We start from the raw sequence: 6,639 nt of genomic DNA, 5'->3' as shown, positions 1-6,639 counted from the left end.
GCTATGTCGGAGAACGATTTCGAGCCGCAGAATCGCATCGAATCATTTCTAAGCAAGAAGCGGATCGCGAGCGTTCCCGCTGAGTTTGACCCAAAAGGGGTCGAGTAGAGAGGATGCCACCAATGTTTAGGCTGGCTTTGTATTCCCCGTTGCTCTCACCTTTCGGAACACGAGAGTGTCACAAGATTCAGCCCTGCACGGTTAGGCGTTTTTCCCAAATAGAAATTTAAGTTTGTAGTAGTCCCTTTTAAGCCTAACCGTGCAGACAATGCCGATTCACTGAGGCAAGCTATAACTGGAAGTTCCGCCTCTGGGATTTATCCTTTGTTTTGGGTCGATTGATTTAGGGTAGAAACCAGTTCGCTAAAGCCCTGTCAATGGCTCACTTCAGTGATGCAGTCCTACCCTAACCAAGATAACTAGCTGTCTCGCCTCAACGCTTGCTTACTCTATTTCATCCTCTGGGGCAGAGGACTCTTCCTGTCTACTCCCCAGCAGATATCCACTCAAAAGCTTCCCGTTCATTGTGTCCATTAAATGCCGGATCAGTGCCACGACCATTGCTTCTACTTCTGCGCTTGTCAGATGCATCCATTGCGAATCGAAATCCTCATCTGAGTAATTCTCGATGTGAGCCATGAGGTCACAGATGACGGCATCAATTCGCGTGGAGGGCGCTGATTGCTCTTTAAAGTAATCGAACCCCTGGGTGGAGGAGTTGGGCGTCAGATCCGATTCGGAGGGCGAATGCATGGAGGAATTTCCTTGGTTTTTTCAAGTTTTCACCCCCTGTGCATTGTGTTTTGCTTTTATTTGTTCCTTTTTACTTTGTTCTATTCATCCTGGCTGTCCAGGGAAGAGCACACCGTTCCCGTCACCATCAGACAGACTGCTTCCGAGGTCGAGATCATCAATCGCAGGAACCAACCAATTCTGTTTGAGTGATGCAGCGTGGGAGTGACTGAAACTTCGAGCAAGACTCGGTTGCGAAGAAAACACATTTCAGGCAGGGTATCGGGCAGTGAACGCTTGCAGGACTTCCTGGAACGACGCGGGAAGCAAGGCGATAACTGGCTGCGAGAGCACGTCTGGCACCCCGCCATAAAAAGCTTGAGCGATGCCTCCAGCCATGCAAGCAATTGTGTCACTATCCCCTCCAATCGAGATGGCGTTGCGAATCGCATCCTCAAAATCCGTGGATTCGAGAAAGGCAACGATCGCCTGGGGCACGGAACCTTGACAAGATACCTCAAAGCGATAGCTCGGTCGAATGTCTGCAAGCGTTCGCGTCAGGTCATAGTCAAAGGTGGTTTCCACATAGGATTTGATTGCCGCTTTGTCGTGCCCCGTTCGCGCTAGAAAGATTGCGGAGGCTGTCGCTTGAGCACCTTTGATGCCTAAAGGATGGTTGTGCGTCACTGCTGCACTCCGCTTCGCTTCGGTTAGCACCTGCTCTAAATCGTTAAAGGCAAAGCCGATCGGACTGACTCGCATCGCTGAACCATTTCCCCAACTGTTGTAAGCAGGGGCGAGATCAGAGGCTGCCCAATTTGCGAAACTGCGACCGTAGCCTGCGTTTGGGTAACGGCGGTAGTAGTCTCTAAAGCTGCTGGCGTAGTCGTGGTTGCTGGGCAGGTTCCCCCCGGAGTCATGGTTGAGCAAGACATCTGCACAGGCGATCGTCAGCACGGTATCATCCGTGAACCGAGAGCCGGGACTTAGAAGGGGAAAGTCTTTGGTTTTGAGGTTGTGCCTTTCGTAAATAGAACCCACGACGTCACCTACAACTGCGCCTAGCACAAAAGCCTCCTGAAAAGGGTGAAGGGTATGAACTCTTTGAGTCTAGTCTGCTGCTCGTTGAGCAGGTGGCGCATCACCCCATTGCTGTTCGAGTCGGGCAATCCCTTTTTCGATTCGCCTTTTCGATTCGGTTCAAGCGGTTGTCCATCTGGTCTAACCGAGTGGCAAGGGCTGTTGAACCGTTGACCTGTTGTATGGAACCGCTTGTCAAGCACCGAGTTAAGACGCTAGCAATGCTGTCCAGATCAGTTCCGCTGTCACGCTGACAGGGATCACTTGCTTGTAGAAAGCCGCAAAGCTTAGGGTGTGAAGAAGCCTGTTTCGAGCGCACCCCAATGGCGATTGAGATCATGTAGAGCGACGCACCATCACCCTCTCCCCCGACGAAGCGGCGCTGGCAAAAGCAGCCACTACCCAGCACGCCCTCCGCCTCCAGTTCCAAACCCAACTGGACTAGCAGGCGCATCCATGCAGAAAATTACGGTTTCGATGTGTCAGTAAACTTAGAACTGACCATTCAACCTGATTTTGCTTGCTTGGTGAGTTTTCTTGTGCTGATCAAGACCTCATAGCGTCAAAAAACTCGGCACAAAGAAAACGGTCGTTTTTCTAGCTATTGCCTTTATGGGAGATGAAAGTATTGCGGGATAAGGATTCTAGCCAAAACCGTAACTTTCTGTTCAAATGCGCCCGCTGGTCCAAATTGTGAGCCAATCCAATCATGCAAGCATTGTCATGCTCCGTCCATCTGCTCAAATTGCTGCTGTCGCAGATTTTCTTAGGTGGCAAGTTGTGCCTCTATTTGGGTCATTGGTGTGTCCTCTCGATTAAGGCTTGAACCGCTGCAACTTGAGACTGGACTCGCCGGATAGTCTGACGGTTCATCCGGCTTTCCAGCACGATCGGGAGATGGGGCGGAAAGTTTGCGATATAGGGGAGCCACCAAGTCTGATCGGTAATGGTTGTATGGCTATCCCAATAACCGTCGTTGTCAGAGAGATGAATTTCCAGCAGGCGGTTGTTAGCCAGCTCAAGCAGATGCAGCTTCTCTGAAATAGTTTCCGTTTTCCAGATATTGAGGTGCGCCATGTCTACAACCAAGTGGATGTCGGGCAAATCGTACAACAATTGCTCAATCTGGGTGGCATTTTGTAGCAAATACTGGCTGGTGTCGTCTGACAGGGCAGGATACATCGTCTCCACACCCAGGCGAATCCCACGATCGCGACACAATTGCTCCAGTTGATCTAGATGATTCAGAAAGCGCATATAGGCGGCAGTTGGATCATCACCTGGGAAATAGCTGCCTCCATGAACAGAATAGGCGGTAATGCCTATCGTAACCAACCAATCAGTCAACCGTTCAAAGTATCGGGCATCAAAATTGTGAGCCAAGTTGAACGATCGCCCTTCTGCCCAAACGAGCGCGTGATGGGCACGATACTGCATCCCCTGTTGCTGATAGTGCCGCAGCACTTCCACGGTATCTGGACTCGGTTTAACCCCGATCGCTAATTCAACGTGACGAATCCCGGCTGCCCAGAACACGTCTAACGCTTCTCGCGTTGTGACTCCTCCATAAGTGGATAAGCTGACCCAAAGTTGATTCATCCTGCCACCTCTTCACTGGAATACTGAAACTGTAGAGTTCGTGGCGTGAGTGAGAGTAAGCGGGCAGCACAACCTAGCAGATAGCCAATTTCGAGTGCCAATTGTCCCTGGGATGCTGCGATGTCTTGTTGCGGCAGCATCTCCATCACCGCATCTTCAAAGTCATAATGAAGTTCCTGCCGTAGGCTGTAGGATTGATGACTAACGGGTGAATAAATCCGCTGAGTCAGGACTTCGAGGCGGCGGCTCTGGTCTCCAACCTGGATGGTCACGCCATATCCATAAGCAGAATGCGTGCGCTCATCATCATAAGCATCGTGGTCAACCGTCGATTCATAGCCATGAACGGCGAGAGGAAGGTCAGTTTGGGCTAACTGCCAAGTGACCGGATTCGCATCCAGTTCAGGAGCGGGTTCCCTTTGATTCCAACGCTGAAGCGGTGGAGTTGCCTGAACTTCGGCAACAAAAGCTTGTAATTCAGCCGAGCGCCAACTGCGCTTTGAGCTGTGCTAGCTGCTGAATTTGAGCCTCCACGAGCGATCGTTCCTGCTGCCGCAGTTGGGTCAACGTCTCGTTCACCGTCGCCTGGAGGTGATCGAGGGCTGGGGTAAACTGCGCTTGATGTTGCTGCACGAGCGATTGATACTCGGTCAGAAAATGGAGTTGGGTCATGGGCAATCACCTCAAGCACAAATAATTTAGTTCAAATGTATCACTAATCTTCGGTGGAGAATCAATCGGTTCGTGCAGAGCTGAACGAGATGAAATCGACCTCATGCCAGGTCTGCCCGAAATAACTCTGGATAGTTGTCCGCGTAAACGACCTTACCCGGCACTCGCCGATGCTCTCCATTGCAGAAAGTGTGTCGCCAAACCTCGTCGTTGTCCTGTCTTGCTTCGATGACAGGGTGCAACGAAGCGTCTAGGAAGGGGGCGAGCGCCTCAAACAAAACGGCTTCATCCCCAACCTTGTCTCCCAGGAAGGCAGTGATTTCAAGGCTGCCATCTGCCTGCTGTTCGGCTGCAAACGCCCAAGCTTGGAGGGCTGCAATCAAGTCTGTAAACCCACCCGGTGGCAAAGGGCTTGCCCGGTACTCTCTGAGGGTGCGCTGGGTTTGTGGGTCGTAGCGGCTTGCGGTTCCCCGTTGCGCCATCACGGCGGGCTGATACAGGCTGTGGATTGCGGCTAAAGCTGCTGAAACCTGCTCGGCTGGAATACGTAGAGTATGCCAGTGGTATTGAATACAGTAGCCCATCGGTTCCTCGTGCTCGATTAATTCGGATCGCTGCAATTAGGTGTAGTATTTCTCGATCGCCGCAAGCAGGTGCGTCACTTCTGGGTCAGCAATGAAGTCAAGCAAAGCTTGATCCGCCGCCTGATGAGCGGCTTTCTGAGGATAGTAGTCAGGATTGAGACCCCACTCTGCGCCGGGTCGCTACAACTCTTGAGCGGCATTCTGTTGTTGTTGGTCTAGAATCTGCCTGAGCTGCTGTTTCAGTTGCACGATTGGCGGTAAACCTTGGGGTTCGACCTCTTCGTTAGGAGATGATTGCATGGGTTCCATACTGCTCAATTCACAAGTTCTCTCATCGTTACTGCACTCCCCACCTGCTGTTAGTGGCGAGATCGAAGGCGGCGCTACTTGCAAGACTGCTGCCGTGGGATTTGGGTCTAATCTTCCACTTTTTGAGCGGGTGACGCATCCCCTCCTCGCTGTTCGATGCGGGCAATCCCCTTTTCGATGCGGTTCAAGCGCTTGTCCATCTGGTCTAACCGAGTGGCAATGGCTGTGACACGAGTGAGATACGCCATGAGCGCCAAGGAAACCTCCTCGCCTTCGGGTTCCTCGCCTTCGGGTTCGCCCGATTCTGCGGGGAACTCTGCAAACAGTTCTGGCTGAACGATCGGCTGAATATGATCCAGCAAGGCTTGCAGCACCTCTGTGAGCGTGGCTTCTCCAGCATTTAAGTGTTGTTGCCACTCGTCAAGTTTAAACTCAAAGTCTGGCAGGAAGAAACGGAACATCATGGCGTTTTACCTCAGAAATGAACTGCTGGAGCGATCGCGTCAGGCACCGTCAAGGCAGAGTTGAAAAGAGCGCCCGTAATCTGGTGCCTCGCTAAACAGTCCGTTAACCGACTGAAGTAATCAACATCAAAAGAAGCTGCCAAACTAAAGGGGCGATGGGTGTCCCAGACGAAGGCATGGTGAGCGCGAAACTGCATCCCTTGAGCCTGCCACTTCTCAAGAGCAGCACTGACGTTTCCGTCTCGTTTGACCCCGATCGCCAGTTCGACGTGGTGAATTCCTGTGGCGGCGCAAGTTTCAAGGGCTTCCTCGGTACTTATCCCGCCACAGCTAGACAGGCTCAAGTACAGAGGTGTGCGGTTGATTTTGGTCGGTTGAACAATTTCCATTGGAGTCTCTCCTCATTCGCCAGAGCGTTGCTGGGGGTAACGAAAGTGTTCAACGCGAGACTGGATGTTAAACAAGCTACCTACAAAAGCAAGCACACAGCTCAATTCTTGCTTCAGTTGCAGAGCTTGTTCGTCACTCAATAGCAGATCAGGAAAGGCGGGTTGAGGCATCGGTTCAGGACGGTTGTACTCTTCTCCCAACATCCGATACACCACATCATGATGCTGACTGGACAGGTTCCTGATGTAGTAGCTCATCGGGTTACCAGGATGGAGACTGGCGGTTGAGATCTCCAGGGTTTTCTGCCAGATTCCTAATCGCGCCATCAAGTGGTAGCGGTAGTCGGTGTAGTAGTTCTCATCGTTGTAAGCCCCGTCATCGCGAAGCGTTTCGTAAGTCAAAATTTCCAGGGGTACGGGCAGAGTTCCCAAGAGCCAATTTGTGGGATCGACCTCCAAAGTGAGGGAACGCAGCGCCATCATTCCATAGACCCGACGCTCTTCTAGCATGATCAGTAGGGCTTGCCCAAAGGAATCAGTGGGCAACAAACAACGGGCATCGGCTGAAATCACTGATCGCAGGGGTTCAAGGGCGAATGCTTGGGCATCGAGTAGGGCTTGCTCTTGCTGCTGCAAGGCTCCTAGTTGCTGACTGATCTGCTGATGGAGTTGCCCAAGGGCAGGAGTCACTTGCTCCCGTTGCTGCTGAAGTAGAGTTTGATAAGCTGCAAGTTGGGTGTTCAAGGGAGTCATAGTTTTAGCATGAATCAGGTAATTTAATAGTACTTTAGTATTATCTCTTTGCGCCCT

At 51.7% G+C, this 6,639-nt stretch carries 9 protein-coding genes; all 9 read right to left on the bottom strand.

All coding sequences use genetic code 11. From position 1 onward, the window contains the following. Window positions 1–444: 444 nt before the first annotated feature. Entirely contained in the window at window positions 445–753 is a 309-nt protein-coding gene (locus A8707_RS19410; protein WP_068818856.1) for a hypothetical protein, read from the bottom strand. Window positions 754–1,002: 249 nt separating this feature from the next. After that, the gene (locus A8707_RS19405) at window positions 1,003–1,800 is read right to left on the bottom strand and encodes an ADP-ribosylglycohydrolase family protein (RefSeq protein WP_068818855.1); all 798 of its coding nucleotides are present in this window, start codon (window positions 1,798–1,800) and stop codon (window positions 1,003–1,005) included. An 807-nt stretch (window positions 1,801–2,607) separates the two neighbouring features. Then, window positions 2,608–3,411 (bottom strand): sugar phosphate isomerase/epimerase family protein, encoded by an 804-nt coding sequence (locus tag A8707_RS19395; protein ID WP_068818853.1) that lies wholly within the window; start codon window positions 3,409–3,411, stop codon window positions 2,608–2,610. Next, complete coding sequence (locus A8707_RS19390) at window positions 3,408–3,683, bottom strand: hypothetical protein (protein ID WP_068818852.1); 276 nt, start codon at window positions 3,681–3,683, stop codon at window positions 3,408–3,410. The genes A8707_RS19395 and A8707_RS19390 overlap by 4 nt, the downstream gene beginning before the upstream one ends. A 205-nt stretch (window positions 3,684–3,888) precedes the next feature. After that, complete coding sequence (locus A8707_RS19385; RefSeq protein ID WP_068818851.1) at window positions 3,889–4,083, bottom strand: hypothetical protein; 195 nt, start codon at window positions 4,081–4,083, stop codon at window positions 3,889–3,891. A 101-nt stretch (window positions 4,084–4,184) separates the two neighbouring features. Then, window positions 4,185–4,703 (bottom strand): hypothetical protein, encoded by a 519-nt coding sequence (locus A8707_RS19380; protein ID WP_197484901.1) that lies wholly within the window; start codon window positions 4,701–4,703, stop codon window positions 4,185–4,187. Window positions 4,704–5,083: 380 nt separating this feature from the next. Next, window positions 5,084–5,440 (bottom strand): hypothetical protein, encoded by a 357-nt coding sequence (locus A8707_RS19375; RefSeq protein WP_068818849.1) that lies wholly within the window; start codon window positions 5,438–5,440, stop codon window positions 5,084–5,086. An 11-nt stretch (window positions 5,441–5,451) separates the two neighbouring features. Next, window positions 5,452–5,829: a hypothetical protein gene (locus tag A8707_RS19370; RefSeq protein ID WP_068818848.1), complete on the bottom strand. Its 378-nt coding sequence runs from the start codon at window positions 5,827–5,829 to the stop codon at window positions 5,452–5,454. 12 nt (window positions 5,830–5,841) lie between these two features. Further along, a complete protein-coding gene (locus tag A8707_RS19365) occupies window positions 5,842–6,582 on the bottom strand; it encodes a hypothetical protein (protein WP_068818847.1) in 741 nt (246 codons plus the stop codon). Between the last annotated feature and the right edge of the window lie 57 nt (window positions 6,583–6,639).

Origin of the sequence: Phormidesmis priestleyi BC1401 (genome assembly GCF_001650195.1) — a bacterium.
Lineage (GTDB): Bacteria > Cyanobacteriota > Cyanobacteriia > Leptolyngbyales > Leptolyngbyaceae > Phormidesmis_A > Phormidesmis_A priestleyi_B.
Note: the sequence above shows the minus strand (reverse complement) of the source record. Positions and strands in the feature narration are given on the sequence as shown.

Bases quoted from the DNA above. Each gene is read 5' to 3' on its own strand.
- A8707_RS19395 (WP_068818853.1), bottom strand. From the start codon at position 3,411: ATGAATCAACTTTGGGTCAGCTTATCCACTTATGGAGGAGTCACAACG.
- A8707_RS19385 (WP_068818851.1), bottom strand. From the start codon at position 4,083: ATGACCCAACTCCATTTTCTGACCGAGTATCAATCGCTCGTGCAGCAA.
- A8707_RS19365 (WP_068818847.1), bottom strand. From the start codon at position 6,582: ATGACTCCCTTGAACACCCAACTTGCAGCTTATCAAACTCTACTTCAG.
- A8707_RS19410 (WP_068818856.1), bottom strand. From the start codon at position 753: ATGCATTCGCCCTCCGAATCGGATCTGACGCCCAACTCCTCCACCCAG.
- A8707_RS19375 (WP_068818849.1), bottom strand. From the start codon at position 5,440: ATGATGTTCCGTTTCTTCCTGCCAGACTTTGAGTTTAAACTTGACGAG.
- A8707_RS19370 (WP_068818848.1), bottom strand. From the start codon at position 5,829: ATGGAAATTGTTCAACCGACCAAAATCAACCGCACACCTCTGTACTTG.